General features: G+C 67.1%; 2 protein-coding genes. Both read right to left on the bottom strand.

Annotated elements, in window-relative coordinates; genetic code table 11:
• On the bottom strand, positions 1–673 hold a 673-nt coding region (locus tag JHL17_RS13400), incomplete at its 3' end, for an ABC transporter ATP-binding protein (protein WP_200193866.1).
• 3 nt (positions 674–676) lie between these two features.
• The coding region (locus JHL17_RS13395) for an ABC transporter ATP-binding protein (protein WP_200193864.1) at positions 677–1,017 on the bottom strand (341 nt) is incomplete at its 5' end.

The raw sequence follows: 1,017 nt of genomic DNA, 5'->3' as shown, positions 1-1,017 counted from the left end.
GGTCGGCCAGCAGCTGCGCCCCCGTCCCCGTCATCGTGATCTTCCCCGTCACCATCACATAGGCCCGGTGCGCCAGCTTCAGCGCGTGGAAGGCGTTCTGCTCGACCATGAACACCGTCATCTTCTGCTCCCGGTTGATCTCCCGGATCACCTGGAAGATCTGCTTCACGATCAGCGGCGCCAGACCCAGCGACGGCTCGTCCAGCAGCAGCAGCCGCGGCTGGCTCATCAAGGCCCGGCCGATCGCCAGCATCTGCTGCTCGCCGCCCGACATCGTCCCGGCGCGCTGGTTGATGCGCTCCTTCAGACGCGGGAACAGCGTCAGCACCCGTTCCAGCTCGCGCTCGAAGCTGCCGGGCTGGGCGACGATCGAGCCCATCTGGAGATTCTCCAGCACCGTCATCCGCGGGAAGATGCGCCGCCCTTCCGGGCTTTGCGCGATGCCGCGCCGCACGATCTCGTGGGTGGGGAGGTCGGTGATGTCCTCGCCCTCGAAGAACACCCGGCCCTGGCGCGCCCGCGGACTGCCGCAGATCGTCATCAGCAGCGTCGACTTGCCCGCCCCGTTGGCGCCGATCAGCGAGACGATCTCGCCGGCGCCGATCTCGATGTCGATCCCCTTCAGCGCCTCGATGGCGCCGTAGAAGGTGTGGACGCCCGATACCTTCAGCATGGCTCAGGCTCCCTTCTGCGCTTCTTGCAGCATGTTCAGGTCGGCGGCGACCTCCGGCGGCAAGGCTTCGTCCTCGTCCTCGCCCAGATAGGCGCGGATCACCGCCGGGTCGTTCTTCACATGCTCAGGCGTGCCGTCGGAGATCTTCCGGCCATAGTCCAGCACCACCACATGGTCGGAAATCCGCATCACCACGCTCATGTCATGCTCGATCAGCAGCACCCCGGTGCGGTGGCCCTGCGGCGTCTGCACATCGCGGATGAAGGTCAGGATCTCGGCCAGTTCCCCCGACTCGCGCGGGTTCAGCCCGGCCGCCGGCTCGTCCAGGCACAGCAGCACCGGCT

It is taken from the genome of Azospirillum endophyticum (assembly GCF_016595245.1).
GTDB lineage: Bacteria > Pseudomonadota > Alphaproteobacteria > Azospirillales > Azospirillaceae > Azospirillum > Azospirillum endophyticum.
The sequence above is the reverse complement of the archived record's forward strand: the minus strand, read 5'-3'. Positions and strand labels throughout refer to the sequence as shown.